The organism is Streptomyces sp. NPDC043726, from assembly GCF_056436565.1.
Genome location: NZ_JBWKCI010000008.1, coordinates 425,487 through 450,747, shown reverse-complemented (window position 1 = coordinate 450,747; position 25,261 = coordinate 425,487). Strand labels below are relative to the sequence as shown.

Here is a 25,261-nt window from a genome sequence, read left to right as displayed (position 1 = left end):
ACGAGTCACTCGCTTCGTTGCGCGGGCCGGGGACCACCGCTCCTCCCCGGCCGAGTCACGGGGAGTCCCCACCCCGTGAGCCCGCCGAAGGCGAGGGAACATCTGGGAGGTACGTACATGTCCGGGACGACCACGGCCGCCGCGCTGCGCCGTCGGGCGGCCGGGGCCGGTGCCAACCGCTGGGTCGTCCTCGTCGTCCTCTGCGCCAGCCTGCTGCTGGTCGCCGTCGACGCCACGGTGTTGCACGTGGCGGTGCCCGCCGTCACCGAGGACCTCAAGCCGGGCGCCATAGAGCTGCTCTGGATCGTCGACATCTACCCGCTCGTCTGCGCCTCGCTGCTGATCCTCTTCGGCACGCTCGGCGACCGCGTGGGACGCAGACGGATCCTGCTCCTCGGCTACGGCCTGTTCGGCGTCGCCTCCGCGATGGCGGCCCTCGCCGACACCGCCCAGGTGCTGATCGTGGCGCGGGCGCTGCTCGGCGTCGGCGGCGCGATGATCATGCCGGCGACCCTGTCGATCCTGCGCCAGGTCTTTCCCGACCGGCGCGAGCGAGCCCTCGCCATCGGTATCTGGAGCGCGGTCGCCGCGGTCGGCGCGGCCGTCGGACCGCTGCTCGGCGGCTTCCTGCTGGAGCACTTCTGGTGGGGCTCGGTCTTCCTCGTCAACATCCCGTTGATGCTGGTCAGCCTGCCGGTGGGCCGGATGCTGCTGCCCGAGTCCAAGGGCGACGGCCGCGGCCCCTGGGATGTGGTCGGCGCGCTGATGGCGGCGGCCGGACTCTTCGGCGTCGTGCTGGGCGTGAAGCGGCTCGGCGGCGGCCAGTTCGACGGCGCCACCGCCCTTCCCCTGCTCGTGGGCGTGACGCTGCTGGTCCTCTTCGTACGACGGCAGCGGCGCCGCAAGCACCCCCTGGTGGACCTGCGGATGTTCGCGCGTCCCGCCTTCAGCACCTCCGTGGGCTGCATCGTGCTGGCCATGCTCGCGCTGGTCGGCCTGGAGCTGATCGCGGCCCAGTATCTGCAGCTGGTCCTCGGACTCTCCCCCCTGGAGACGGGGCTGCGACTGCTGCCGCTGACCTTCGCCGCGATGGGCGCGGGCCTCGCCGGAGCCCGGATGCTGCGCCGGTTCGGCCCACGGCGGATGGTGTGCACCGGGTTCTGTCTGACCGCGTTCGCGGTGGTGCTGCTCACGGCGATGGGCGGCACGGACAATCCCGCGCTGATGCTCTCCGGGTTCGTCCTGCTCGGCTTCGGGCTGGAGACCACGCTGTTCGGGGCCTACGAGTCGATGCTGAGCGAGGCCCCGCCGGAACAGGCGGGCGGCGCCGCGGCGATCGGCGAGACCTCCTACCAGCTCGGCGCCGGCATCGGCATCGCGCTGCTCGGCAGCGTGATGAACGCGGCCTACACCCCGGGCCTGTCCTCCGTGCCCGGAGTGCCCGCCGAGGCCTCCAGGGCGGCGGGGCACTCGCTGGGCGAGGCCTACGAGGTGGCCGGTCAGCTGGGCGGCGCCGCCGGGGAGACCCTGCGCGTCGCCGCGCGGAACTGCTTCGTCCACGGACTTCATGTGACGCTGCTGGTCAGCGCCGCCCTGCTGCTGCTCGGCGCGGTGATGGCGCTGCGGCTGCCGCGGACGATGCAGTGCGAGCCCGCCGCCGCCGTGGAGGTGGACGTCCCGGCGCCCCGGGAGGTGGCCGAGTCCCGGGAGGTCGCGGAGTCCCGGGAGTTCGCCGGGTCCCGGAAGGCCGCGGAGTCGCGGGAGGTCGCCGAGTCCCGGGTGACTGCCTGACAACGCTGGACGTGGTGGAGACTGCGTCGTAACGTCGGCCTTCAATCCGTGACTAGCGCTGCTAGTTTTGAGCTGCCGGAGGGTCTCCCATGCCGTTGCCCCCGTTCGATCCCGCCGATCCGCTCGGGATCGACGACCTGCTGGAGCCCGAGGACCTCGCCGTCCGCGACACCGTCCGCCGGTGGGCCGCCGACCGCGTCCTGCCGTACGTCGCCGAGTGGTACGAGACCGGCGAGCTGCCCGGCATCCGCGAACTGGCCCGTGAGCTCGGCGGGATCGGCGCGCTCGGCATGTCCCTGAAGGGATACGGCTGCGCGGGCGCCAGTGCCGTCCAGTACGGACTCGCCTGTCTGGAGCTGGAGGCCGCCGACTCCGGGATCCGCTCGCTGGTCTCCGTGCAGGGCTCCCTCGCCATGTACGCCATCCACCGCTTCGGCAGCGAGGAGCAGAAGCAGCGGTGGCTGCCCCGGATGGCCTCCGGCGAGGTCATCGGCTGCTTCGGACTCACCGAGCCCGACCACGGCTCCGACCCCGCCTCGATGCGGACGTACGCCAAGCGCGACGGCTCCGACTGGGTGCTGACCGGCCGCAAGATGTGGATCACCAACGGCTCGGTCGCCGGGGTCGCGGTCGTCTGGGCGCAGACCGAGGACGGCATCCGCGGGTTCGTCGTGCCGACCGACAGCCCCGGCTTCTCCGCCCCCGAGATCAAGCACAAGCTGTCACTGCGCGCCTCGGTCACCAGCGAGCTGGTCATGGACGAGGTACGGCTGCCCGCCGACGCGGTGCTGCCCGAGGTCACCGGGCTGCGCGGACCGCTCAGCTGTCTGACGCACGCCCGCTACGGCATCGTCTGGGGTTCCATGGGCGCGGCCCGCTCCTGCTTCGAGGCGGCGGTGGAGTACGCGCAGTCGCGGGAGCAGTTCGGGCGGCCCATCGGCGGCTTCCAGCTCACCCAGGCCAAGCTCGCCGACATGGCGGTCGAACTGCACAAGGGGATTCTGCTCGCCCACCATCTGGGGCGGCGGATGGACGCCGGGCGCCTGCGTCCCGAGCAGGTCAGCTTCGGCAAGCTCAACAACGTCCGCGAGGCCATCGACATCTGCCGTACGGCGCGGACGATCCTCGGCGCCAACGGGATCTCGCTGGAGTACCCGATCATGCGGCACGCGACGAACCTCGAATCGGTGCTGACGTACGAGGGCACCGTCGAGATGCACCAGTTGGTGCTGGGCAAGGCGCTCACCGGGCTCGACGCGTTCCGGTGAGCCCGAGGGGTTCCGGTGAACCCCGAGGGGGCAGGGCCGGTGAAGCGGCCCTGCCTCAGCTCTGGTTGAAGAAGCCGTCCGTCCGGTGCGCGGCCGGCTCGCCGTTGATGATCTCGGTGTCGGCCGGGGTCAGCAGGAACACCCGGGTGGACACCCGCTCGATCGAACCGCGCAGACCGAAGATCAGGCCGGCCGCGAAGTCGACGACGCGCTTGGCGTCGGCGGCCTCCATGGCCGTGAGGTTCATGATGACCGGGACGCCGTCACGGAACAGCTCGCCGATGGCGCGGGCGTCCCGGAAGCTGTCCGGGGTCACCGTGCCGATCCGGCGGCCCTTCTCCTCGGCGACGTCCGCCGCCACCTTGACCCGCGGGTCCGTGACCCAGGCATCCCCGGACTCGGTCCCTTCGGAGTAGTCGTCGTCGTAGTAACGCTCGTCATCGTTGTCGTCAACGAGGCCCAGCCAGGCACTCGCCTTGCGCACCGATCCCATGGACGCCTCCTCTCACAGCGGTCTTTCTTGCTTTCCGCATCCCTATGGTCATCCATGATGCGGACGGCGCGCCAAGTGGATAGACGCCGCGCGGGGGGTTTGTGACGGTACTGGTGCACAGCGCATACGTCGAGAGCCCAGTTGTGCCAAGGGCCGTGCCCCACATGGCTGCTGACTGTGAGTGAAATATGATTCTTCGCGGCGTATGGGTGATCTGCGGTGCGTACGAGTGAAGCGGGAGGGCGCTCAAGGGGCCACAGGGGCGGTCGATACGATGCGCCGGTCTCAATGTCGTACTTGATGCTGTGCGTACCACGGGGGAGCGTCGTGTTCGGAATGGTCAGGCCCTGCCGGCATCGGCTCGGGGAGCGGCTGGCAGGTCAGTGGATGGCCCATCTGTGCGGTCTGTGCCTGGCGTTGCGCGGGGACCACGGTCAGTTCGCGCGGGTGGTGACGAACTACGACGGGCTGCTGATCTCGGTTCTGACGGAGGCTCAGGCGGTCGCGGACGAGGGGCTTCGGCGTACGGCCGGGCCGTGTCCGTTGCGCGGGATGCGCACGGCGTCCGTCGCGCGAGGGGAAGGGGCACGCCTGGCGGCCGCGGTGTCGCTGGTGCTGGCCTCGGCGAAGGTCCGGGACCATCTGGCCGACGGGGACGGGCTGCTGGCGCGGCGTCCGGTGGCGGTGGCCGCGCGCCGGGTCGCGTCGAGCTGGGGGGCCGCGGGGGCGCGGAGCGGTTCCGCGGTGGGGTTCGACACCGGGCTGCTGGTCGACGCGGTGGAGCGGCAGGTCGGGATCGAGGCGCTGGCGGGCCCCGGGACCTCGGTGCTGGTAGTGACCGAGCCGACGGAGACCGCCACGGCGGCGGCCTTCGCGCATACGGCGGTGCTGGCGGGGCGCCCGCGCAACGCCGGGCCGCTCGCCGAGGCGGGACGGCTGTTCGGGCGGCTGGCGCATCTGCTGGACGCCGTGGAGGACAGGGAAGCTGACGCGGCGTCGGGTGCCTGGAACCCGCTGACGGCGACCGGGACACCGCTCACGGAGGCGCGCCGGCTGGCCGACGACGCGCTGCACGGCATCCGGCTGGCGCTGCGGGAGGTCGAGTTCACGGATCCGAAGCTGGCGCATCTGCTGTTGGTGCACGAGTTGCGCCGGTCGGTGGACCGGGCGTTCGGATCGGCGTCGTGCTCCCACATGGCGGGGCCGTACGCGCCGCCCGGGCCCGGGGGGCCGGGGGGACCGCAGCTGCCTCCGGAGCCGCCCCGACGGGATCGGCGGGGATTGCTCGCGGGGTGCGCTGTATGGGTCGGGTTGGCCTGTACCTGTCAGATGTGCTGCGGGGAGTTCGAGGATCCCTGGTCCCGGCAGCGGCGGGAGGGGCTGTGCACCAATTGCGACTGCAGCGGGTGCGGGGACTGCTGCAGTTGCTGCGAGGGGTGCGGGAGCTGCTGTGACAGCTGTGGCTGCGACGGCTGCGATTGTGGGTGCAACTGCTGACCTGAGCCACGGGTCGGGGTGTACGGCCCGACGGCGCGACCGCGCACCGGCGGCTTCCGCAAGTAGTTGACGGCTGAAAGACGCTCTTGCGCCCATCCGGCGTGCCGCCGAATACTCCCCCACAGCGCTTGTCAGGGGCACGGCGTGTTCGGAATCCGGATGAACCCGGCTCCTGGCTGCGCCTCACGGGCCCGAAACCCCACGAGGGCCCCCGACTTCCCATGTGGAGGAACGAAAAGTGAGGATCAAGCGCACCACCCCCCGCAGCGGCATTGCGAGACGGACTCGGCTGATCGCCGTATCGACCGGCCTCGTGGCCGCCGCAGCCATCGCGATCCCCAGCGCGAACGCGGCCGACACCCCCACCACCTTCAGCTCCGCCGAGCTGAAGAGCGCGAGCGGCTCCGTGCTCAAGGCCGACGTGCCGGGCACCGCCTGGGTCGTCGACAGCAAGACCAACCGGGTCGTCGTCACCGTCGACAGCACGGTCTCCCAGGCCGAGATCGCCAAGATCCGGCAGCAGGCCCGCGGCAACGCCGACGCCCTCACCATCAAGCACACCCCGGGCAAGTTCGAGAAGTACATCGCGGGCGGCGACGCCATCTACGCGAGTAGCTGGCGCTGCTCCCTCGGCTTCAACGTCCGCAACAGCGCGGGTGCCAACTACTTCCTGACCGCCGGTCACTGCACCGACGGCGCGGGCACGTGGTACGCGAACTCCGGGCGGACGACGGTCCTCGGCCCGACCTCCGGCTCCAGCTTCCCGACGAACGACTACGGTCTCGTCCGGTACACGAACACGTCGATCGCCAAGTCGGGCACCGCCGGAAACACGGACATCGTCCGCGCGGCCAACCCGACCGTGGGCACCAGCGTCATCCGTGACGGCTCCACCACCGGCATCCACACCGGCACCGTCACCGGTCTGAACGCGACCGTCAACTACGGCGGCGGCGACATCGTCTACGGCATGATCCAGACCAACGTCTGCGCCGAGCCCGGTGACTCCGGCGGCCCGCTCTACGGCAGCAACGGCACCGCGTACGGTCTGACCTCCGGCGGCAGCGGCAACTGCTCCTCCGGCGGTACGACCTTCTTCCAGCCGGTCGTGGAGGCCCTGAACGCCTACGGCATGAGCGTCTTCTAGGACGTCGGTCGGCGGACAGCCAGCAGCAAGTGAGCCCCCGTACGCAACTGTCGTGCGGGGGCTCGCCCTCGTCCGGCCAGCGGAGTTACGGTCGAAGCAGACACCAGGTGGGCACCTGACAACCTGATGCGTCCACTTCGGACCCTGGGGGGCCGTGATGGTCGAGGAACTGGTGGCGGCGGGCGCTGCGGTCGCCTCTGTCGGAGCGGTGTACGTGATGGCCGCGGCGCGGGTCGTCAAACAGTACGAGCGCGGGGCCGTCTTCCGGCTCGGCAGGCTGCGGCCCCAGGTGCGAGGACCCGGGTTCACCCTGGTCGTGCCGTTCGTGGACCGGCTGCACAAGGTGAACATGCAGATCGTGACGATGCCGGTGCCGGCCCAGGAGGGCATCACCCGGGACAACGTGACCGTGCGCGTCGACGCGGTCGTCTACTTCAAGGTCGTGGACGCCTCCGACGCGCTGGTGCAGGTCGAGGACTACCGGTTCGCGGTCTCGCAGATGGCGCAGACCTCGCTGCGGTCCATCATCGGCAAGAGCGATCTGGACGATCTGCTGTCCGACCGGGAGAAGCTCAACCAGGGTCTGGAGCTGATGATCGACAGCCCGGCCATCGGGTGGGGCGTGCAGATCGACCGGGTCGAGATCAAGGACGTCTCCCTGCCCGAGACGATGAAGCGGTCCATGGCCCGGCAGGCCGAGGCCGCGCGGGACCGGCGGGCGCGGGTCATCAACGCGGACGCCGAGCTCCAGGCGTCGAAGAAGCTCGCCGAGGCCGCGCAGCAGATGGCGGACACGCCCGCCGCGCTCCAACTGCGGCTGCTGCAGACCGTGGTGGCGGTCGCTGCCGAGAAGAACTCGACGCTCGTGCTGCCGTTCCCGGTGGAGTTGCTCAGGTTCCTGGAGCGGGCGGCCCAGCCGGCTGCTCCTGCCCCTCCCGCGGCTTCTCCCGCGGTTCCTCCTCCGGTGCAGCCCGCCGTCGAGCAGCAAGCGCCTTCTGTCTCCCACGGGCAACTGCCGCTCACCGAGCGGCTCTTGAATCCGGACCCCGAAGGGTCGGATTCAAGACAGGAGTAGACCTTACGCGCTGCATACGAGTTACTCGCGCGTAGTGTTTGCAGTGCGAACCCGCCTGGGGTGACCGTGCACGGTCAAGGGTGCGGGGATGCGGTGTGACGGCCGTGTGTACGTCCTGAAGTCGACCTTGTGTGCCCCCTGTGAGGATCGGAATAGTGGGCGGCGATCAACCGGCACGGACGCGGCTTTTTGCTGTGCGCCGCCTCTGTGTCCGTACGCCTTCCGGTTCCTGAGGCCCCCACAGCCTCCGGACCGACCCCCCACAGGAGGACGTGAGTTGAAGCACCGACGCATACCCAAGCGGCGGGCCGTCGCGGCAGGCGCGGGAATCACCGCGCTGGTCGCCGCCGGAGTCACCTTCCAGGCTGCGAACGCCAGTGAGCCGACGGCGACCGCCACACCCGAGACCCTGTCGGTCACGGCGGCCGGAAAGCTCGCCTCGACGCTGGTCAAGGACTTGGGCACCGACGCGGCCGGCGTGTACTACGACGCGCAGAGCAAGAACCTCGTCGTGAACGTGCTGGACAAGGGCGCGGCCGAGACGGTCGAGGAGGCCGGAGCCAAGGCGCGGGTCGTGGCGAACTCCCTCGCCGAGCTGAAGAGTGCGCGCGGCACCCTGAAGCAGGACGCGACGATCCCCGGGACTTCCTGGGCGACCGACCCGACGACCAACAGAATCGTGGTCACCGCCGACCGCACGGTCTCCGACGCCGAGTGGGCGAAGCTCACCGAGGTCGTCGACGGGCTCGGCGGTACGGCGGAACTCCAGCGCACGAAGGGGGAGTTCAAGCCCTTCATCGCGGGCGGCGACGCCATCACCGACGGCAGCGGCCGCTGCTCGCTCGGCTTCAACGTGGTCAAGGGCGGGGAGCCGTACTTCCTGACCGCGGGCCACTGCACCGAGGGCATCACCAACTGGCAGGACTCGAGTGGGAACGCGCTCGGCGCCAACGAGGTGTCCAGCTTCCCGGACAACGACTACGGCCTGGTGAAGTACAGCGGCGAGGTCGAGCACCCGAGCGAGGTCAACCTCTACAACGGTTCCACGCAGGCGATCTCCGGCGCGGCCGACGCCACCGTCGGAATGGAGGTCACCCGCAGCGGCTCGACGACCCAGGTGCACAGCGGCAAGGTCACCGGTCTCGACGCCACCGTGAACTACGGCAACGGCGACATCGTCAACGGGCTGATCCAGACCGACGTCTGCGCCGAGCCCGGTGACAGCGGCGGCTCGCTCTTCTCCGGCGACAAGGCGATCGGCCTCACCTCCGGCGGCAGCGGCGACTGCACCTCCGGCGGCGAGACCTTCTTCCAGCCGGTGACGGAGGCCCTGTCGGCGACGGGCACCCAGATCGGCTGACGGTTTCCGCTCTTCGCTTCGTGAAGTCCCGCCCCATGTGCGAGGGGCGGGACTTCACGTCGTCCTACAGAACCTCCGTCGGCAGCCGTTCGCCCTTCCGTCTCTCGCGCCAGCCCGCCGCCACCAGCGTGATCACGATGCCCGCCGCGGCCCACGCCGACAGGACCAGCAGCGCGGACGTCGTGTCGTTGCCCTTGAAGTAGGCGATCGAGCGGGCCACCCAGGTGCCGGCGCCCGGGGGGAGGGCCGGGCCGATCGCCTGCCAGAAGGGCGGGAGCATCGGCAGGGGGAAGGCGCCGCCCGCGCTCGGGTTGCCCGCGATCACCACCAGGAGGATCGCCAGACCGATGCCGATGATGCCGAAGACGCCCTGGAGGGCGAGGGTGGCCGCGCCCACCGCGAAGACGACCAGGGCGCCAAGCCCCCACAGGGCCATCACACCGCCCGGCAGCGCCTCCAGGATCGGGCCGACGATCACCGCGCCGCCCAGGCCGCCGACGATCGCCACCAGGGCCATCACGATCAGCCGGATCATCGCGCGGCGCGTGTTCGGGGGCCGCGCGCCCGTGCTGATCGCCAGGACCGAGGCGCAGAGGTAGCCGCCCACGCACCAGCCGACGACGAGGTAGAAGGCGGACAGGCCGTCGAAGTCCTCCGGCGAGGCCGGGGCCACGTCGACCGTCCGGACCGTCCGCTGCTGGGAGGCCTCCAGGGCGGTCAGGTATCGGTCCAGGGTGGTCGCCAGGACCGTACCGCCGCCGCTCGCGACCAGGAGCGTGTCGGTCGACCGGGCCGGATTGATGATCAGCGCCCCGTCGATGTCCCGGTTCAGGATCTGCTCCCGGGCCGTCTCCTCGTCGGCCACCACGCGCGGGTCCAGTGGCTCGTCGGGCAGCCGCTCCAGCCGGGTCACCGCCTGCTCGGCCACGGCCTGCGGCGCGACCACGCCGAACGGCACGTCCCTCGGCTTCGGGTCGTGCAGAGCCCCTACGTAGGACGTGATGAACAGCAGCTGGAGGGCGATCACACCGAGGACGAGCAGGGTGGCCCGCGGGGTCACCGCGTCCTTCACCTCACCGAGAAAGCTGTTCCGTGTCATGTCCCCACAGTCCGAGGCGGGGGACGTTTCCGCAGGTGGGAGAGGGCCGAACGGTTGTCGTACATGTGTTCGGGTTTTGGTCTATGGTGGGGGTGAGGCAGTCGGGAACTGATGTTCGATATCGGAGGTGTGGATGCCCGGGTTCACGCATCTGCACACCGTCTCCGGGTTCTCCCTGCGCTACGGCGCCTCCCACCCGGAGCGGCTGGCCGAGCGTGCCGCCGAGCGGGGCATGGACGCCCTCGCCCTCACCGACCGCGACACCGTCGCCGGTACGGTCCGCTTCGCCAAGGCCTGCGCCAAGGCGGGGGTGCGCCCGCTGTTCGGCGCGGAACTGGCCGTGGACCGCTTCGAGCCCGGACGGCGGGACGAGGTCGTACGGCGGGACGGGGCCGTACGACCGGAAAAGCGCCGCGTCCCTGTCCGCGGGGGTGCCTTCATCGATGAGTCGACACCCCGTGTCGCCTTCCTCGCCCGGGACGGCGCGCGTGGCTGGGCCGACCTCTGCAGAATCGTCACGGCGGCACACTCCGGTGACGGACCGCCGCTCCTGACCCCGTCCGCCAACCACGGCGACGGCCTCACCGTCCTGCTCGGCCCCGACTCCGACGTCGGCCGCGCCCTCGCCGCGGGCCGCCCCGACCGCGCCGCCCGGCTGCTGGCCCCCTGGCGGGAGGTCTACGGCGACGCGCTGCGCCTGGAAGCCGTCTGGCACGGCCGCGAGGGCACCGGCGCCGGCTCCCTGCGGCTCGCCGCCCGTACCGTCGGTTTCGCCGCCGAGCAGCGGATCCGGCCGGTGCTCAGCAACGCCGTCCGCTACGCCGACCCCGGCCAGGGCCCGGTCGCCGACGTCCTGGACGCCGCCCGCCGGCTCGTCCCCGTCGACCCCACCAAGGAGCTGGACTCGGGGGAGGCCTGGCTCAAGGACCCCGGTGCCATGCTGCACGCCGCCGAGCGGATCGTGGAGGCCGCGGGCTTCCGGCGTGACACCGCCCACCGGCTGCTGGAGCAGACGCGGGCGACGGCCGCCGAGTGCCTGGTCGACCCCGAGGACGACCTCGGCATCGGCAGCGTGCACTTCCCCGAGCCGCGGCTCGTCGGCGCGGGCCGCCGCAGTGCCCAGCGGGTGCTCGCCTCGCGGGCGGCGGCGGGGATGGTGCTGAAGGGGTACGCCGGGCGGCGCTCCTACTGGGAGCGGATGCACGAGGAACTGGACATCATCGCCCACCACGGCTTCGCCACCTACTTCCTGACGGTCGCTCAAGTAGTGGACGACGTAAGGGACATGGGCATCCGGGTGGCCGCGCGCGGCTCCGGCGCCGGGTCGCTGGTGAACCATCTCCTCGGCATCGCCCACGCCGACCCCGTCGAGCACGGGCTGCTGATGGAGCGCTTCCTGTCCAAACGGCGGCTGGTCCTGCCCGACATCGACATCGACGTGGAGTCCGCGCGCCGGCTGGAGGTCTACCGCGCGATCATCGACCGGTTCGGCACCGAGCGGGTGGCGACGGTCGCGATGCCGGAGACGTACCGGGTCCGGCACGCGATCCGGGACGTGGGCGCGGCCCTGTCCATGGACCCCGCCGACATCGACCGTATCGCCAAGTCCTTCCCGCACATCCGGGCGCGGGACGCCCGTGCCGCGCTGGAGGAGCTGCCCGAACTCAAGGAACTCGCGGGGGAGAAGGAGAAGTACGGCCGCCTCTGGGAGCTGACCGAGGCCCTGGACGCCCTCCCGCGCGGAGTCGCCATGCACCCCTGCGGAGTGCTCCTGTCCGACGCCTCCCTGCTCGGCCGTACGCCCGTCATGCCGACCAGCGGCGAGGGCTTTCCCATGTCGCAGTTCGACAAGGACGACGTGGAGGACCTCGGGCTGCTCAAGCTGGACGTGCTCGGGGTGCGGATGCAGTCGGCGATGGCGCACGCGGTCGCGGAGGTGGCGCGGGCGACGGGGGAGAAGGTCGACCTGGACGCCGTACCGCCCGGCGACCCGGCGACGTACGAACTCATCCGCTCCACCGAGACGCTCGGCTGCTTCCAGATCGAGTCGCCGGGTCAGCGGGACCTGGTCGGGCGGCTGCAGCCGGCCACCTTCCACGACCTCGTCGTCGACATCTCGCTCTTCCGGCCCGGCCCGGTCGCCGCCGACATGGTGCGGCCGTTCATCGAGGCGCGGCACGGGCGGGCGCCGGTCCGCTATCCGCACCCGGACCTGAAGGAGCCGCTGGAGGGGACGTACGGGGTCGTGGTCTTCCACGAGCAGATCATCGACATCGTCGACATCATGACCGGCTGCGGACGGGCCGAGGCCGACCGGGTGCGGCGCGGGCTCTCCGACCCGGAGTCGCAGGGGCGGATCCGGTTCTGGTTCGCCCAGCACGCGGCGGCCAAGGGGTACGACGCGGAGACGATCCAGCGGACCTGGGAGATCGTCGAGGCCTTCGGCTCGTACGGCTTCTGCAAGGCGCACGCGGTCGCCTTCGCCGTACCGACGTATCAGTCGGCCTGGCTGAAGGCGCACCACCCGGCCGCCTTCTACGCCGGGCTGCTCACGCACGATCCCGGGATGTACCCCAAGCGGCTGCTGCTGGCGGACGCGCGGCGGCGGGGGGTGCCGATCCTGCCGTTGGACGTGAACGCGTCGGGCGTCGCACACACTATCGAACTGGTGTCCGGTATTTGGGGGCTGCGGCTGGCCCTCTCCGATGTGCACGGCATCAGCGAGGCCGAGGCGGCGCGGATCGCGGCCGGGCAGCCGTACGCCTCGCTGCTGGACTTCTGGGAGCGGGCCCGGCCGAGCCGTCCGCTGGCCCAAAGGCTCGCGCAGGTCGGCGCGTTGGACGCGTTCGGCGCCAACCGGCGTGATCTGCAACTGCACCTGACCGAGCTGCACCGGGGCGCGCGAGGTTCGGGCGGCGGTCAACTTCCGCTGGCGGGCGGGCGGAAGACGGCCTCGGCCGGTCTTCCCGACCTGTCCTCCGCCGAGCGGCTCAGCGCCGAGCTGGGGGTGCTGTCCATGGACGCCTCGCGCAACCTGATGGACGACCACCGGGAGTTCCTGGAGGAGCTGGGCGTGGTCAGCGCGCGCCGGCTGCGGGAGGCGCGGCACGGTGAGACGGTGCTCGTGGCGGGCGCCAAGGCGGCCACCCAGACCCCGCCGATCCGGTCCGGCAAGCGGGTCATCTTCTCCACCCTCGACGACGGCACGGGCCTGGTCGACCTCGCCTTCTTCGACGACTCCCACGACGCCTGCGCGCACACCGTCTTCCACTCCTGGCTGCTGCTGGTGCGCGGGGTCGTGCAGCGGCGCGGGCCGCGCAGCCTCAGCGTGGTGGGCGCCGCCGCCTGGAACCTCGCCGAACTGGCCGAACTGCGGGCGCGGGGCGGGCTCGACGTGGTGGCGGCGCGGCTCGCGGAGCCGGTGCCTGAAGGGAGCGGTGACGCCACCGGGGGCCGGCGCATCCAGATGCCGACCGGTTACGAAATGCATCCGTGGGCCGATCTGCGTCCCGCGGGTCAGGAGCCCTCGCAGACACGGAAGTTGTGGCATCAGAGCCCGGGGAGTGCGGGATGACCATCCTCTGCGTACGTTTCCAGCTGCCGCCGATGTACGAGGCGGCCCTGCCCGGGCTGCTCGGCCTGCTGGAGGAGTTCACGCCCGTCGTGGAGGCCCTGCCGCCGGACGGGGCGCTGGTCGATCTCCGGGGCGCCGAGCGGTACTTCGGGCGCGACGCGGTGGAGCTGGCCTCCGTGATCCGGGTGCGGGCGCTCGCGCTGTACGGCGTGGACTGTGTGATCGGGGCCGGTCCGGGGACGATGCTGGCCCGGATGGCCCTGCGGGAGGCGCGGCCCGGCGTGACGTGTCTCGTGCCGTCGGAGCGGGACGGCATCGTGGACTTCCTGGCGGAGAAGCCGGTGACGGCGCTGCCGGGGGTGGGGGCCGCGACCGCGCGGACCCTGTGCGAGTACGGTCTCGACACCCTCGGCCGGGTCGCCGCCGCGCCGCTTTCCACCCTGCAGCGGCTGATCGGCGCGAAGGCGGGACGCGAGCTGCGGGAGAAGGCGAACGGGGTGGACCGCGGGCGAGTCGTGCCGAACGCGGTGGCACGGTCGCTGATCACTGAACGGCCCTTCGACCGCGACGAGTTGGACCCGAACCGGCATCGGCGCGCCCTGCTCTCGGCGGCAGAGGAACTGGGGGCGCGGCTGCGGGCGCTGGACCAGGTGTGCGGGACGCTGACGCTCACGGTCCGGTACGCGGACCGCTCCGGGACCTCACGCAGCCGGACCCTGAAGGAACCGACCGCGCACTCACCCGCGCTGACCCGGGTGGCGTACGGCATGTACGAGGCGCTGGGGCTGCAGCGGGCGCGGGTACGGGCGCTCGTCCTGCGGGCGGAGGGCCTGGACTCCGCCGAGCAGTCCTCCTACCAGCTCACCTTCGACCCGGTCGACGAGAAGGTGCGCAGGATCGAGGAGGTCGCGGACCGGGTGCGGGCCAAGTTCGGTCCTACGGCGGTGATGCCGGGGGCGCTGGCCGCCTGAGCCCCCCTTCGCCGCGCCGGATAGCGTGGCCCGTATGAGCTGGAGTGGGCCGACCCATCGGGTCGTTGACGGGGAGAGGATCGACGGGGCCTGGTGCCATGTGTGGCGGCGGGTTCCGTACAACGGGGAGTACGTGGTCGAGGATCTCGTCGTCTTCGCGGACGGCGTGGTTCGGGGGGCCGCGCGGACCGATGTGGAAGGGCTGGCGGAGCTGATCGGCTCCGGGGAGATTCTCGCGCGGGATCCCGGTGCTCCCGACCGGGCCGCGGACGAGCCCAAGTGGAAGTCCCGTAGTCCCGAAGTGTGCACGCCGGAGAGCTTCCTGCTCGAAGTCGCCGACAAGGTAGCGGAGTTGAGCGGTCGGCCTACCGTCCGGGACCGGTTGCAGGAGGCGATCCGGCGGTTTCGGGCGGAGCCGTCCGAGCCGCACCGCGCTCTGCTCCGGGAGGCCTACCTGGCGGTGCCGGCGCACCTGCGCATCTACGTTCTGGGGGACATGGACGTGCAGGACCGCCCGCTGCGGATCCTGGTCACGGACCTCGGTCGGCCCGTCGACGGGGACGGTCCGCTCGCGACCCCGAGCTGCACCGGCAGGCACTGGACTACTTCGGGCGCGGCGACGAGGCCGTACGGAAGTGGGAGGAGCGGGAGGCCCTGCTGCACGCGGACGACCCTGCTGGCCCCGGGCGGCCCGCGCTCGTCTCCCATCAGGTCGTGTACCCCAGCGGCTGGCCCGAGGAGCCCGGCCTGTTCGTGCTGCGCAACGACTACTCCGTGTCCGTCGACTTCGGCGGCCGGACCTACACCTCCGTCCTGCACGGCTACTGGGCCCTCTCCACGGCCGACCCGGCCGACCACGACCGCGTCCGCGCCGCCGCCACTCCGCGTGAGGCGCAGGAGCTGGGCGGCCGGGCGGCGCGCCGGGACGACTGGCCGGAGCTGCGTCCCGCGGTCATGGCCGGGCTGTTGCGCGCCAAGTTCACCCAGCACCCCGAACTGGCCGGGGTGCTGCTCGGCACCGGCGACGCGCGGATCAGCTACACCGGGTTCTCGGAGGCTCCGTACTGGACGGACGCCCGGGACGGCCGGGGCCGCAACTGGGTCGGCCGGCTGCTGGAGCTGATCCGCGCCGAACTGCTGCTGGAATCGGTCAGTTGGCCCACGGCGGAGTGATCCGCGTGCCGTCGGCGAGTTCCGCCGCCAGCCCGATGGACGTGGTGACCCAGGTCAGCGCGGTCTGATCGGTCGGGTTCTCGACGGCGAGGGTCGAACCGGGGTTGATGATCAGCGTGTCGCCCGCCGCCAGGTCGTCCGTACGGCCGTCCAGGGTGACGCGCAGCGTGCCGATCAGGACGTGCAGGATCTCCTCCTTGTTCACGGTGTGCGCCGGCGCCTTGGTCCCCGGCGGGATCTCGCCGCGCCAGGCGCACAGCTCCTTGCTGCCGGTGAGCGGGGTGGCGTACGAGACGAAACGGGCGCCGTGGATCTCGTGGACCACGGCCTCGGAGGAGCGGATCACGGGCATGAGCAGGTCTTCTCCCTCAGGCACACAGCGAAACTGGTCAAGTGGATTGACTATATGGTCAAGCTTCTTGACTTGTTCGTCAAGGTGTTTCAATGCGCACGTGCAGAACTCCGAAGCCCTGGCCCTGACCTACGCCCTGCTCGCCACCGCCGGTGACCTCACCCGGCGTATCAACGACAGCGTCGTCGCGCGCGGGTTCGAGGAGGTGCGGCCGGCCCATGGATTCGCCTTCACGCGGCTCGCCCAGGGCGACGCCACGGTCACCGATCTCGCGGCGCACCTCGGGGTGACCAAGCAGGCCGCCAGCCAGCTGGTCGACGAGCTGGTGCGCAGGGGATACGCCGAACGACGGCCGCATCCGCGGGACGCGCGCGCCCGGCTGATCGTCCTGACCGAGCGCGGGTGGGCCTGTACCCGGGCCGCCGAGGAGGCGGCGGCGGAGGTCGTCGGGGAGTGGAGCGCGCTGGTGGGGGACGGGGAAATGCGGGCGGTGGCACAGCAGTTGCTGCGCATCGCGCCCAGCGGGCCCATCCGCCCCGTCTGGTGACTGGTTATCACTGGAAGTTTTTACTGACGCGTAACTTCCCCCTTGAACTACTCGTCCGTAACTTGACAAGTGAACAGCATCCCGTGATCCGGATCACAGGGCGTAAAGCCATCGCAACTCCCTTGAGCCGCAAGGAGATCACCCGATGCTGCCCTGGAAGAGACTGCTCAGACCCGCCGTAGGCCTGCTGCTGGCCACCGCGGTCGCCCTCGTCCCCGCCTCCGCCACCCAGGCCGCCGACGCGCCGAGTTCAGGCTGGAACAACTACGCCTGCAAGCCCTCCACGGCCCACCCCCGCCCCGTCGTCCTGGTGCACGGCACCTTCGGCAACTCCGTCGACAACTGGCTGGGCCTCGCGCCCTATCTGACCAAGCGCGGCTACTGCGTCTTCTCGCTCGACTACGGCCGGCTGCCCGGCGTGCCGTTCTTCCACGGGCTCGGCCCGATCGACAAGTCGGCGGAACAACTGGACGCCTTCGTCGACAAGGTGCTCGCCGCGACCGGCGCCGCCGAGGCCGACCTCGTCGGCCACTCCCAGGGCGGCATGATGCCCCGCTACTACCTGAAGTTCCTCGGCGGAGCGGCCGAGGTGAACGCCCTCGTGGGCATCGCACCCGACAACCACGGCACGAACCTCTCCGGCCTCACCAACCTGCTGCCGTACTTCCCGGGCGCCGAGGACCTGCTCTCCGCCGCCACGCCCGGCCTCGCCGACCAGATCGTCGGCTCCGCCTTCCTCACCAAGCTGAACGCGGGCGGCGACACCGTGCCCGGCGTCAAGTACACCGTCCTGGCCACCAAGTACGACCAGGTCGTCACGCCGTACCGGAGTCAGTTCCTCGACGGTGCGAACGTACGCAATGTGCTGCTCCAGGACCTGTGCCCGGTGGACCTCTCCGAGCATGTGGCGATCGGCCTGATCGACCGGATCGCCTTCCACGAGGTGGCCAACGCCCTCGACCCGGCGCGGGCGACCCCCACCACCTGCGCGTCGGTGTTCAGCTGAGCACCGCCGGGGCCTGACCGGCCTGAGCCGCCCGTCAGGCCCCGGAGTTCGGGGGTCAGCGACCGTGCCGGGCACCGCCCGCGGCGCGCCGCCGGACCGACATGAACAGGGCCGCCGCGCCGAGCGCCAGCGCCGCGGCACCGCCCATCGCGATGTACGAGGTGCTGCTGTCGCCGCCGGTCTCGGCGAGGTTCTCCGTGGCACCGGCCGCCTTGGGTTGGTTGGCGGCGGCCGTGGGCTCCTCCCCGCCTTCACTGCCGTCGTCCGCGACCGGCTCGGCCGAGGTGCTCGCGTCCTGGTCGCCGTGGCCGCCGTGCTCGACCGTCGACTCCTCGGCGCCCTCCTCGATCTGCTCCTCGGAGGGAGCGGAGGCGCTGGGCGCGGGGGAGGACTCCCCGGGCGTGGAGCCGCTGCCACTGCCACTGCCGACGCCGCTTCCGCCGAAGGTGACGTCCGAGCAGGAGTAGAACGCCTCCGGGCTGTCCGAGCGCTGCCAGACCGCGTAGAGAACCTGCTTGCCGGAACGGTTCGGCAGAGTGCCGGAGAACGTGTAGAAGCCGCCCGACGCCGCCGGGTCGGTCACCGTCGCCACCGGGTTCGCCAGGTCCAGGTCGCCCCAGCCGAGCGGCTGGGCGGGGTCGTAGCCCTCCTTGGTGATGTACACCTTGAAGGTGCCCTTGTGCGGGGCCGTCACGCGGTACTTGAAGGTGTACGAGCCGCTGCTCACGCTCGTGGCCGGCCAGTCGGCGCGGGCCAGGTCCAGGCCCTTGAACGCGTCGGCGCCCGCGCTGCACAGCTTGCCGTCCGGGATCAGCTCCTGGTGCCGGCCGCCGGCGTCGCCGATGCGGATGCCGTTCCAGTCGTAGAGCGCCTGGGTGCCGCCGGCCGCGACGGCCGCCTTGCAGGCATCGGACTTCGGGCTCTCGGGGCCCTCCGCGTAGCACTGCGAGACCCGGCTGACCGGGTCGCCCATCGACCCGTGCGCGGCCGCGGGCGCGGCGGCGAGGGCGGTCAGTGCGAGCGGCGCGACACCGACCGCGGCGACGGTGGCGGCGGTGGCGACCCTACGGCGTGCGGGCATGCGGAACTCCTGGGGAACGGTCGTCGGTTGCTGGTCGGGAACCCGTGGGGGCGATCAGCAAGCTAGCCCGGAAGAACCGCGAAATCGCCTGCTGGAGGCAGGTGATGGAGATCCTTATGGTCCCTTTAAGGGAGTGCTCAGACTGCGCTCAGGTAGGTACGGTTCGAGCCATGGCGAACGACGAGATCCGACCCGCGAGCAGCGCCGACGTGGCGGCCGTGAAGAGCGTGACCGATGCCGCGTACCACCACTACATCGAACGCATCGGGGTGGTGCCGCAGCCCATGGAACGGGACCACGCGGCGAACGTGGCGGCGGGGCAGGTGTACGTCACGGGGGACCCGGTGGCCGGTCTGGTGGTCCTCGAGGAGCACGCGGACCATCTCCACCTCGACAACATCGCCGTCCGTCCGGACGCCCAGGGGCAGGGCGTGGGGCGGCGGCTGCTGGAGTTCGTGGAGGCACACGCGCGTGCCCTCGGGCTGCCCGAGGTGCGGCTCTACACCAACGCCAAGATGTGGGAGAACCAGAAGATCTATCCGAGGTTCGGCTATGAGCTCGTGGAACGCCGGGTGGACGGGCCCTACGACCGCGTCCACTACCGCAAGCGACTGAACTGAAGGGGGCCGGTCAGCCGTCCGGCCACCATGTTCGTGCGATGTCCTTGCGGACCTCGGGGCGTCCCGCGGGGCGCTCGTCGGCCTCCTCGCGGGTGATCCGGCGCGAGTCGCTCTTCCTCAGGGGCTTCTGCACGGTGGTGCGGCGCATGGCTGCCTCCTTCAGTGCCTACCGTGTTCCGCGTTCTCACGGAGGTAGACCCTTTGGGTGAGGGTTCCTCATCGGCGCCCGTTCTGTCAGTGGCCGTTGTCACGATTCGACTGTCAGTGGCGCGTGTCACTCTCGGAACCATGGCACACCACCGTGACGACGCGACCGCGCCGCGTACCGACTGGGACGCGGCGGCCCCCTCCTTCGACGACGAGCCCGACCACGGACTGCGCGACCCCGAGGTGCGCCGGGCCTGGTCCCGGCGGCTGCGCGACTGGCTCCCCGGACGCCCGAGCGACATCCTCGACCTCGGCTGCGGCACCGGCAGCCTGTCGCTGCTCGCGGCGGAACAGGGACACCGCGTCACCGGAGTGGACAGCTCCCCGGCCATGATCGCCCTCGCCCGCGCCAAGCTCGCCGGCCGTGACGCCGCGTTCCTGGTCGGTGACGCGGCGACACCACCGGTGGGGGAGCAGCGCTACGACGTCCTGCTCGTCCGGCATGTGCTGTGGACGCTGCCCGACCCTGCCCGCGTGCTGCGGCACTGGCGCGGGCTGCTGCGCCCCGGCGGACGGCTCGTGCTCGTCGAGGGCGTGTGGGGGACCGTGAGCCCGGTCGGGAGACCGGCGGACCGGCTCGTCGGCCTCCTCACCCCGCTCGCCGTCGAGGTGCGCCTGGAGCGGCTGTCCGACGACCCGGCGCTGTGGGGACAGGCCGTGGCCGACGAGCGGTACGCCGTGGTGGCGTCGGTCTAGGCCAGCAGGGAGCCGAAGTCGCCCTTCAGCGCCAGTGCCTCCAGCTCGTCCAGGGCGGCCACCGCCGCCGCCGCGGCCCGCGGGTCACGCTCGCGCAGACCGCTCGCCTCGAACTCGTCCTCGTCCAGGCGCCGTACGTCCGTGCCGTCGGCCGAGCGCCAGAGGTCCAGGTCGAGGTCCTCCACGACCAGTTCGGCGCCGGAGCGGGCCGCCGGGCGGGTGATGTCGCAGTACCAGCCCTTCAGGGCGCCCGAGGCGGCGCGGACCTCCTTGACCGAGTACCAGCGGTCCCGCCAGTAGTACTCGGTGAAGACGTCCCCCCGCTCGAAGCGGACGAAGCCGAAGTCACGGGGTTCGTCGCCGGCCCAGGGCGCGCGCACCGCGATCCGGTCGCCGTCGTCGGAGAGCAGCTCCGCCGGGTAACTGATCTTCGTACGGCCGCCCTTGACCAGGACGACCTGCACCCGGGCCCCGGGTTCAGCCGAGTTCGCGGACATAGCGCACCTCCGTGGCGCAGACCTCGTACCCGAACCACCGGTTGATCGCGAGCATCGGCTCGTTGCCGGTGTCGTTGCCCGTGAACGCCTCCGTGTACCCGGCCGCGCGTGCCCGGTGCAGGGAGTCGTTCTTGGCGAGCTTGGCCAGGCCCCGGCCGCGGAAGGCGCGGCCCGTGCCGGTCATGCCGCTGGAGTACCGCGTGCCGCCGTCGGTGCGGGCGGCGCTGAACGCGGCGGGGCGGCCGTCGACCAGGGCGACGGTGGTCAGTTCGAGGTCGGTCAGCGGATGGTTCCAGGTGTCCGCGAGCCACGCCTCGTAGTCCGAGAGCTCGGCGGCACCGGCCTCGCTGGGTTCGTCCGCCGTCGTCTCGGCGTCCAGGTCGAACACCGGGCGCGGATCGTCGGCGAAGGCGGCGGCCGGGCGGAGTTCGACCCCGGGCGGCGGGTCCTGGAGCGGCGGCAGCTTGCCGTTCGCCAGGTCGAGCCGCTGGAAGTGCGAGGAACGGCCCGCGTGATAGCCGTGCGCCTCGGCGAAGGCGCGGTTGCCGGGCTCGTCCAGGACCCAGGACAGCAGCCGGGTCGCGCCGAGGCCGCCCAGGTACTCCTCGGCGGCACGGACCAGGGCGGCGCCGGCGCCGCGATGGGTGCGGTCCGGGCGTACGTAGACGTTGACGAACCCCTGCAGCGGCTTGGGGTTCTCGTGGAGCAGACCGACCTGCGCGCTGCCGATGATCTCCCCGTCCGCCTCGGCGAGGAGCGGGCGGTAGCGCGCGTCGGGATGGAAGTGCGCCAGGTCGTAGGCGAGGGAGTCCGGGGTGATGACGTAGAACGGCAGGGCGCTGTGCCGGACGGCGGCGAAGCCCTCCAGGTCGGCCCGCGCCTCGGGCCTGATCTCGCGAACGATGACTGTCATGGGGCCGCACGTTACGGGCGGGGCGCGCCGGTGTGCCTCTCATTTTCCGCTGGGTACGGGACAATCGCCTGCGTGACCTTGAAGATCCACATCGATGACAGCGCGCCGCCGTACGAGCAGGTGCGGGCGCAGATCTCCGAGCAGGCGCGGGCGGGTGTGCTGCCGGTGGGGTACCGGCTGCCCACGGTGCGGGGCCTCGCCGAGTCGCTGGGGCTCGCCGCGAACACGGTCGCCAAGGCGTACCGGGCGCTGGAGACGGACGGCGTGATCGAGACCCGGGGGCGCAACGGCACGTTCGTGGCCGCCGCCGGCTCGGCCGCGGAACGGGAAGCGGCGTCGGCGGCCCAGGCGTACGCGGAGCGTGTACGGCGACTGGGGCTGGGCGAGGGGGACGCCTTGGACGCCGTACGGGATGCTCTGCGGGCTGCCTACGAGGCCGACTGAGGAAGTCCGGTCAGGGCGCGGGGACATGGTCCGGCGTCCTGGTCACCGTGAGACCCGCCTTCTCCGCGAGCCTCGCGAACGTCGTCGCGTCCCGCACCGCCGCCCCCGTCGGGTCGTTGTTGAAGTACGTGAACACGTCCCGGCTGTCGGGCCAGGTGTCCGCGATCCGGCCCACCCACGTTCTCAGGGACTGCCGGCCGTAGCTGGGCCACGGCTGGGCCCTGCCCTGGTGGAAGCGGACGTAGCCCCAGTCCGTGGTGCGCCACAGCGGGGTGACCGGGCGGGCCTGGATGTCCGCCCAGCACAGGGCCGCGCCCCGCGACTCCAGCACCTCCCGTACGGTCCGCGTCCACCACGAGTCGTGCCGCGGCTCCACCGCCACCCGGGTGCCCGCCGGGAAGCAGGACAGGCAGGTGTCCAGCAGGCCCGGGTCCGCCCGCAGGGTCGGTGGGAGCTGGAGCAGGACCGGGCCCAGGCGGGCGCCCAGGCCCTCGGCGTGCGTCATCAGGCGGTCCACCGGCTCCTCGGGCTCGCGCAGCCGCTTGATGTGGGTCAGGTAGCGGCTCGCCTTGACCGCCACCACGAAGTCGTCCGGCACCCGGTCCCGCCACGACTCGAAGTTCTCCCTCGACGGCAGCCGGTAGAAGGCGTTGTTGAGCTCGACCGTCGCGAAAGCCGTCGCGTACTCCTCCAGCCACAGCCGCTGCGGACAGCCCGACGGGTACAGGACGTCCCGCCAGTCCTTGTACTGCCATCCCGATGTGCCGACCAACACGGTCATACGACCATCAAAGCACTACAGGTACAGGCCCGCGTCCGCCCCCGGCCTCGGCTCCGGCAGCGACGTCGGGGACGTGCCCCGGCGCAGTGCGTACAGCTCGGCCAGCGTCGCGCCCTCGCGGCTCACGCCCTCCTCGCTGCCCAGCCAGCCCACCGCCTCCGCCCTGGTCAGCGGGCCGACCTCGATCCGGGCCAGACAGCGGCCCGGGCGGACCACGGCCGGGTGGAGGCGCTCCAGGTCCTCGTTGGTCGTGACCCCGACCAGGACATTGCGGCCCTGGCCCAGCAGACCGTCGGTGAGGTTCAGCAGCCGGGACAGGGCCTGGCCCGCCGTGTGCTTCGCCTCGCCGCGGATCAGCTCGTCGCAGTCCTCCAGCAGGAGCAGCCGCCAGCGCCCCTTGCCGGTGCCGTCCTCCTCGCCGATCGCGATGTCCATCAGATAGCCGACGTCACTGAAGAGCCGCTCCGGGTCCAGCACGCAGTCCACCTGGCACCAGTCCCGCCAGGAGCGGGCGAGCGTGCGCAGCGCGGAGGTCTTGCCGGTGCCGGGCGGGCCGTGCAGCAGGAGCAGCCGGCCCGCGATGTCCTCCGGGGTCGTCTTCATCAGCCCGTCCATCGCGTCCGCCACCGGGGCCGTGTAGTTGGCCCGCACCTCCTCCCAGGTGCCGGCGGAGATCTGCCGGGTGGTGCGGTGCGGGCCGCGCCTGGGGGAGACGTACCAGAAGCCCATGGTCACGTTCTCCGGCTGCGGTTCGGGCTCGTCCGCCGCGCCGTCGGTCGCCTGGTCCAGGACCTTCTTCGCCAGGTCCGCCGTGGTCGCGGTGACCGTGACGTCGGCGCCGCGGTTCCAGCGGGAGACCAGCACGGTCCAGCCGTCGCCCTCCGCGAGGGTCGCGCTGCGGTCGTCGTCGCGGGCCACCCGCAGCACCCGCGCGCCCGGCGGGAGCAGGGTCGCCCCGGACCGTACGCGGTCGATGTTCGCCGCGTGCGAGTACGGCTGCTCGCCCGTCGCGAAGCGGCCGAGGAACAGCGCGTCGACGACATCGGACGGGGAGTCGCTGTCGTCGACGTTGAGCCGGATCGGCAGAGCGTCGTGTGGGTTCGCAGACATGTCGCCATGATCCGCCACGAACGCCCTTCGCGCACGGGATTTCCCCCTGACGTCCCCCATCGGTTGCCGCTCGGAAAAGCTTCGGGACCGTTCCCAGCGGAACCCTGCCCTCGCGCCCGTCACACGGTTACCGTTGCCCTCGATGGGACGACATGGGTGGAATTCGGGGGCACGGCGGTGGCGGCTCACCGCGCTGCTCGGTGTGGGAGTGGCCGCTCTGGCCCTGGTGGTGACCCTGCTCAACACGCTGCCCGGCAACGGCGCGAGCACCGAGGGCACCACACGCGACGGCGACAAGGTGCACGGCACCCCGACCGCGACGCCGGACGCCACGAATCCAGAGGTGGGCTGGGGGTTCACCCACACCCAGTTCAGCGGCGACGAGGGCGACCCGGCCGCCGTGGACCGCGTGGAGAAGCGGCTCGCCGGGGCCGGGCTGCCGCAGATCCAGCACATCATGGGCTGGGGCGCCGACAACCCCGAGCCGGTGCCGGGGCGTTACGACTTCGAGGCCATGGACCGCCGTATCGACTTCGTCCGGGCCTCGGGCGGCACCCCGGTCGTCACCCTGTGCTGCGCGCCGGACTGGATGAAGGGCGGCGAGGCCGGGGTCGACGACACCGACTGGAGCCAGGCGGCGCTGGAGACCGCGCCGGAGCCGGAGCACTTCGACGACTTCGCGGCGCTCGCGGCGACCGTCGCCAAACGCTATCCGGACGTACGGCACTTCATCGTCTGGAACGAGTTCAAGGGCTTCTGGAACGACGCCGAGGCCCGCTGGGACTACGAGGGCTACACCCAGCTCTACAACCTCGTCCACCGCGCCCTGAAGAAGGTCAACCCGGAGATCATGGTCGGCGGTCCGTACCTGGTGATGGACAGCCTCGACCCCCGCGAGGAGCACGCCTCCCCGGCCTTCAAGGGGAGTTGGGGCGCGATGGACCGCCGGGTCCTGGACGCCTTCTCCTACTGGAACGAGCACAAGGCGGGCGCGGACTTCGTCGTCGTCGACGGCTCCAGCTACACCCGCGACGACGAACTGCTGCCCGACGAGTTCGCCGCGGCCGACAAGTTCACCGCCGTCGGCGAGTGGGTGCGGGACCGGACCGGTGGCCGGCTGCCCCTGTGGTGGGCCGAGTACTACGTCGAGCCCGCCGACGGCGACGACAACCGGCACGGCTGGTCCGAGACCCGCCGGGTCGCCGTGCACGCCGCCGGACTGATCGCCATGGCCAAGGGCGGGGCCACCTCCGGCTTCTACTGGAACCCGCAGTCCGAGGAGGGCACCGAGTGCCCCGGCTGCCTCTGGACGCCCACCAGCGGGGCCGGCGGCGGGCAGCGGCTGCCGATGTACGACCTGCTGGCCCGGTTCGCCGAGGAGTTCCCGCCGGGCACGCAGTACCGGAAGCTCGCGGGGCCCTCCCACCTCAGGGTGCTGGCCACCGACAGGACCGCTCTGGTCGTCAACACCCTCGACCGGTCCACGACAGCCACCGTCGACGGCAAGCGGCTGAAGCTTCAGGCGTACGAGGTCAGGTGGCTCGAGCGAGCCTCCTGAC

At 71.5% G+C, this 25,261-nt stretch carries 24 protein-coding genes and 1 pseudogene; 16 read left to right on the top strand and 9 right to left on the bottom strand.

All coding sequences use genetic code 11. From position 1 onward, the window contains the following. Positions 1–117: 117 nt before the first annotated feature. Both AC068Z_RS25260 and AC068Z_RS25255 read left to right on the top strand, forming a co-directional pair. Entirely contained in the window at positions 118–1,791 is a 1,674-nt protein-coding gene (locus AC068Z_RS25260) for an MFS transporter (RefSeq protein WP_478559732.1), read from the top strand. A gap of 89 nt (positions 1,792–1,880) precedes the next feature. Next, a complete protein-coding gene (locus AC068Z_RS25255) occupies positions 1,881–3,059 on the top strand; it encodes an acyl-CoA dehydrogenase family protein (RefSeq protein WP_478559729.1) in 1,179 nt (392 codons plus the stop codon). Positions 3,060–3,114: 55 nt separating this feature from the next. Here the strand turns inward: AC068Z_RS25255 and AC068Z_RS25250 are convergent, their stop codons facing one another. Next, positions 3,115–3,552 carry a cell division protein SepF gene (locus AC068Z_RS25250; RefSeq protein ID WP_451726115.1) on the bottom strand — a complete coding sequence of 146 codons (438 nt, stop codon included), beginning with the start codon at positions 3,550–3,552 and terminating at the stop codon, positions 3,115–3,117. A 336-nt stretch (positions 3,553–3,888) separates the two neighbouring features. Here AC068Z_RS25250 and AC068Z_RS25245 point away from each other — a divergent pair, with 336 nt between their 5' ends. The 4 genes from AC068Z_RS25245 (at position 3,889) to AC068Z_RS25230 (ending at position 8,631) form a co-directional block, all read left to right on the top strand. After that, a complete protein-coding gene (locus AC068Z_RS25245; protein ID WP_478559908.1) occupies positions 3,889–5,049 on the top strand; it encodes a DUF5685 family protein in 1,161 nt (386 codons plus the stop codon). A 238-nt stretch (positions 5,050–5,287) separates the two neighbouring features. Beyond that, positions 5,288–6,196 carry a S1 family peptidase gene (locus AC068Z_RS25240; protein WP_478559725.1) on the top strand — a complete coding sequence of 303 codons (909 nt, stop codon included), beginning with the start codon at positions 5,288–5,290 and terminating at the stop codon, positions 6,194–6,196. 157 nt (positions 6,197–6,353) lie between these two features. Next, positions 6,354–7,271 (top strand): slipin family protein, encoded by a 918-nt coding sequence (locus tag AC068Z_RS25235; protein WP_478559905.1) that lies wholly within the window; start codon positions 6,354–6,356, stop codon positions 7,269–7,271. Positions 7,272–7,548: 277 nt separating this feature from the next. After that, positions 7,549–8,631, top strand: coding sequence for a S1 family peptidase (locus AC068Z_RS25230; protein ID WP_478559722.1), 1,083 nt, complete (start codon positions 7,549–7,551; stop codon positions 8,629–8,631). Positions 8,632–8,695: 64 nt separating this feature from the next. On the opposite strand, the gene AC068Z_RS25225 is transcribed toward AC068Z_RS25230, so the two are convergent. Further along, positions 8,696–9,730 (bottom strand): DUF3533 domain-containing protein, encoded by a 1,035-nt coding sequence (locus AC068Z_RS25225; protein WP_478559720.1) that lies wholly within the window; start codon positions 9,728–9,730, stop codon positions 8,696–8,698. A gap of 133 nt (positions 9,731–9,863) precedes the next feature. On the opposite strand from AC068Z_RS25225, the gene AC068Z_RS25220 reads away from it, so the two are divergent. From AC068Z_RS25220 to AC068Z_RS25205, 4 genes and pseudogenes are all read left to right on the top strand, one after another. Continuing rightward, on the top strand, positions 9,864–13,304 hold the full coding sequence (locus AC068Z_RS25220; protein WP_478559717.1) for a DNA polymerase III subunit alpha: 3,441 nt from the start codon (positions 9,864–9,866) through the stop codon (positions 13,302–13,304). Then, entirely contained in the window at positions 13,301–14,275 is a 975-nt protein-coding gene (locus tag AC068Z_RS25215) for a DNA polymerase Y family protein (RefSeq protein WP_478559714.1), read from the top strand. Before AC068Z_RS25220 ends, AC068Z_RS25215 begins: the two co-directional genes overlap by 4 nt. Positions 14,276–14,309: 34 nt before the next feature. Further along, positions 14,310–14,795: pseudogene (locus AC068Z_RS25210) on the top strand (DUF7638 domain-containing protein); the annotation flags it as partial. A 194-nt stretch (positions 14,796–14,989) separates the two neighbouring features. Beyond that, complete coding sequence (locus AC068Z_RS25205; protein WP_478559711.1) at positions 14,990–15,448, top strand: NADAR family protein; 459 nt, start codon at positions 14,990–14,992, stop codon at positions 15,446–15,448. Here AC068Z_RS25205 and AC068Z_RS25200 read toward each other — a convergent pair. Next, a complete protein-coding gene (locus tag AC068Z_RS25200; protein ID WP_478559708.1) occupies positions 15,426–15,800 on the bottom strand; it encodes a cupin domain-containing protein in 375 nt (124 codons plus the stop codon). The genes AC068Z_RS25205 and AC068Z_RS25200 overlap by 23 nt on opposite strands. A 100-nt stretch (positions 15,801–15,900) precedes the next feature. Here AC068Z_RS25200 and AC068Z_RS25195 point away from each other — a divergent pair, with 100 nt between their 5' ends. Together AC068Z_RS25195 and AC068Z_RS25190 are read left to right on the top strand one after the other, a co-directional pair. After that, positions 15,901–16,347 (top strand): MarR family winged helix-turn-helix transcriptional regulator, encoded by a 447-nt coding sequence (locus AC068Z_RS25195; RefSeq protein ID WP_478559705.1) that lies wholly within the window; start codon positions 15,901–15,903, stop codon positions 16,345–16,347. A gap of 145 nt (positions 16,348–16,492) precedes the next feature. After that, entirely contained in the window at positions 16,493–17,353 is an 861-nt protein-coding gene (locus tag AC068Z_RS25190; protein WP_478559702.1) for an esterase/lipase family protein, read from the top strand. A gap of 55 nt (positions 17,354–17,408) precedes the next feature. On the opposite strand, the gene AC068Z_RS25185 is transcribed toward AC068Z_RS25190, so the two are convergent. After that, a complete protein-coding gene (locus tag AC068Z_RS25185) occupies positions 17,409–18,434 on the bottom strand; it encodes a lytic polysaccharide monooxygenase auxiliary activity family 9 protein (protein ID WP_478559699.1) in 1,026 nt (341 codons plus the stop codon). A 170-nt stretch (positions 18,435–18,604) separates the two neighbouring features. Here AC068Z_RS25185 and AC068Z_RS25180 point away from each other — a divergent pair, with 170 nt between their 5' ends. Continuing rightward, entirely contained in the window at positions 18,605–19,054 is a 450-nt protein-coding gene (locus tag AC068Z_RS25180) for a GNAT family N-acetyltransferase (RefSeq protein ID WP_478559696.1), read from the top strand. 10 nt (positions 19,055–19,064) lie between these two features. Here the strand turns inward: AC068Z_RS25180 and AC068Z_RS25175 are convergent, their stop codons facing one another. Next, complete coding sequence (locus AC068Z_RS25175; protein ID WP_478559693.1) at positions 19,065–19,202, bottom strand: hypothetical protein; 138 nt, start codon at positions 19,200–19,202, stop codon at positions 19,065–19,067. Between the two features lie 140 nt (positions 19,203–19,342). On the opposite strand from AC068Z_RS25175, the gene AC068Z_RS25170 reads away from it, so the two are divergent. Further along, positions 19,343–19,957: a class I SAM-dependent methyltransferase gene (locus AC068Z_RS25170; protein WP_478559690.1), complete on the top strand. Its 615-nt coding sequence runs from the start codon at positions 19,343–19,345 to the stop codon at positions 19,955–19,957. On the opposite strand, the gene AC068Z_RS25165 is transcribed toward AC068Z_RS25170, so the two are convergent. Both AC068Z_RS25165 and AC068Z_RS25160 read right to left on the bottom strand, forming a co-directional pair. Continuing rightward, the gene (locus AC068Z_RS25165; RefSeq protein ID WP_478559688.1) at positions 19,954–20,454 is read right to left on the bottom strand and encodes a ribonuclease FAU-1 family protein; all 501 of its coding nucleotides are present in this window, start codon (positions 20,452–20,454) and stop codon (positions 19,954–19,956) included. The two genes, AC068Z_RS25170 and AC068Z_RS25165, sit on opposite strands and share 4 nt — an antisense overlap. Beyond that, a complete protein-coding gene (locus tag AC068Z_RS25160; RefSeq protein WP_478559685.1) occupies positions 20,435–21,367 on the bottom strand; it encodes an N-acetyltransferase family protein in 933 nt (310 codons plus the stop codon). Before AC068Z_RS25160 ends, AC068Z_RS25165 begins: the two co-directional genes overlap by 20 nt. 72 nt (positions 21,368–21,439) lie before the next feature. Between AC068Z_RS25160 and AC068Z_RS25155 the strand changes: the two genes are divergently transcribed. Beyond that, a complete protein-coding gene (locus AC068Z_RS25155; RefSeq protein WP_478559682.1) occupies positions 21,440–21,811 on the top strand; it encodes a GntR family transcriptional regulator in 372 nt (123 codons plus the stop codon). 10 nt (positions 21,812–21,821) lie between these two features. On the opposite strand, the gene AC068Z_RS25150 is transcribed toward AC068Z_RS25155, so the two are convergent. Together AC068Z_RS25150 and AC068Z_RS25145 are read right to left on the bottom strand one after the other, a co-directional pair. Then, positions 21,822–22,592, bottom strand: a complete 771-nt coding sequence (locus AC068Z_RS25150) for a DUF72 domain-containing protein (RefSeq protein WP_478559679.1) — start codon at positions 22,590–22,592, stop codon at positions 21,822–21,824. Between the two features lie 15 nt (positions 22,593–22,607). Continuing rightward, positions 22,608–23,702: a DUF5925 domain-containing protein gene (locus AC068Z_RS25145; RefSeq protein WP_478559677.1), complete on the bottom strand. Its 1,095-nt coding sequence runs from the start codon at positions 23,700–23,702 to the stop codon at positions 22,608–22,610. Positions 23,703–23,844: 142 nt separating this feature from the next. Here AC068Z_RS25145 and AC068Z_RS25140 point away from each other — a divergent pair, with 142 nt between their 5' ends. Next, a complete protein-coding gene (locus AC068Z_RS25140) occupies positions 23,845–25,260 on the top strand; it encodes a GH39 family glycosyl hydrolase (protein ID WP_478559674.1) in 1,416 nt (471 codons plus the stop codon). The last annotated feature ends 1 nt before the right edge of the window (position 25,261 follow it).

Bases quoted from the DNA above. Each gene is read 5' to 3' on its own strand.
- AC068Z_RS25170 (WP_478559690.1), top strand. From the start codon at position 19,343: ATGGCACACCACCGTGACGACGCGACCGCGCCGCGTACCGACTGGGAC.
- AC068Z_RS25145 (WP_478559677.1), bottom strand. From the start codon at position 23,702: ATGTCTGCGAACCCACACGACGCTCTGCCGATCCGGCTCAACGTCGAC.
- AC068Z_RS25225 (WP_478559720.1), bottom strand. From the start codon at position 9,730: ATGACACGGAACAGCTTTCTCGGTGAGGTGAAGGACGCGGTGACCCCG.
- AC068Z_RS25180 (WP_478559696.1), top strand. From the start codon at position 18,605: ATGGCGAACGACGAGATCCGACCCGCGAGCAGCGCCGACGTGGCGGCC.
- AC068Z_RS25220 (WP_478559717.1), top strand. From the start codon at position 9,864: ATGCCCGGGTTCACGCATCTGCACACCGTCTCCGGGTTCTCCCTGCGC.
- AC068Z_RS25255 (WP_478559729.1), top strand. From the start codon at position 1,881: ATGCCGTTGCCCCCGTTCGATCCCGCCGATCCGCTCGGGATCGACGAC.
- AC068Z_RS25140 (WP_478559674.1), top strand. From the start codon at position 23,845: ATGGGACGACATGGGTGGAATTCGGGGGCACGGCGGTGGCGGCTCACC.
- AC068Z_RS25165 (WP_478559688.1), bottom strand. From the start codon at position 20,454: ATGTCCGCGAACTCGGCTGAACCCGGGGCCCGGGTGCAGGTCGTCCTG.
- AC068Z_RS25215 (WP_478559714.1), top strand. From the start codon at position 13,301: ATGACCATCCTCTGCGTACGTTTCCAGCTGCCGCCGATGTACGAGGCG.
- AC068Z_RS25190 (WP_478559702.1), top strand. From the start codon at position 16,493: ATGCTGCCCTGGAAGAGACTGCTCAGACCCGCCGTAGGCCTGCTGCTG.
- AC068Z_RS25175 (WP_478559693.1), bottom strand. From the start codon at position 19,202: ATGCGCCGCACCACCGTGCAGAAGCCCCTGAGGAAGAGCGACTCGCGC.
- AC068Z_RS25160 (WP_478559685.1), bottom strand. From the start codon at position 21,367: ATGACAGTCATCGTTCGCGAGATCAGGCCCGAGGCGCGGGCCGACCTG.
- AC068Z_RS25185 (WP_478559699.1), bottom strand. From the start codon at position 18,434: ATGCCCGCACGCCGTAGGGTCGCCACCGCCGCCACCGTCGCCGCGGTC.
- AC068Z_RS25260 (WP_478559732.1), top strand. From the start codon at position 118: ATGTCCGGGACGACCACGGCCGCCGCGCTGCGCCGTCGGGCGGCCGGG.
- AC068Z_RS25245 (WP_478559908.1), top strand. From the start codon at position 3,889: ATGGTCAGGCCCTGCCGGCATCGGCTCGGGGAGCGGCTGGCAGGTCAG.
- AC068Z_RS25150 (WP_478559679.1), bottom strand. From the start codon at position 22,592: ATGACCGTGTTGGTCGGCACATCGGGATGGCAGTACAAGGACTGGCGG.
- AC068Z_RS25235 (WP_478559905.1), top strand. From the start codon at position 6,354: ATGGTCGAGGAACTGGTGGCGGCGGGCGCTGCGGTCGCCTCTGTCGGA.
- AC068Z_RS25250 (WP_451726115.1), bottom strand. From the start codon at position 3,552: ATGGGATCGGTGCGCAAGGCGAGTGCCTGGCTGGGCCTCGTTGACGAC.
- AC068Z_RS25200 (WP_478559708.1), bottom strand. From the start codon at position 15,800: ATGCCCGTGATCCGCTCCTCCGAGGCCGTGGTCCACGAGATCCACGGC.